Source organism: Nonomuraea sp. NPDC048916, from assembly GCF_040649575.1.
In the GTDB taxonomy this organism is placed as follows: Bacteria; Actinomycetota; Actinomycetes; order Streptosporangiales; family Streptosporangiaceae; genus Nonomuraea.
On the sequence record NZ_JBEZFS010000338.1, the window covers coordinates 1 to 348 of the forward strand.

At 68.4% G+C, this 348-nt stretch carries 1 pseudogene; it reads right to left on the reverse strand.

Annotated features, from left to right (window positions below):
- Positions 1-348 (reverse strand): annotated as a pseudogene (locus tag AB0C16_RS41125) (DNA-directed RNA polymerase subunit beta); the annotation flags it as partial.

Sequence of the window (348 nt, forward strand, 5' to 3'; positions counted from 1 at the left end):
GCCCTTGGTGCGGACCAGGACGCGGGTCTCGGCGAACGAGCCGTCGGGGTTGAGCGTCGTGTTGGCCTGCGCCTTGACGAAGCGGTCTTCCTCGTCGGCGGTGAGGTAGTCGATCTGGTCGGTCACCTTGCCGTCGACGACCTTGCGGTAAGGCGTCTCGACGAAGCCGAACGCGTTGATGCGGCCGTAGGAGGCGAGCGAGCCGATCAGGCCGATGTTGGGGCCTTCAGGGGTCTCGATCGGGCACATCCGGCCGTAGTGGGACGGGTGCACGTCGCGGACCTCGAAGCCGGCCCGCTCACGCGACAGACCACCGGGACCCAGCGCGGACAGCCGCCTCTTGTGCGT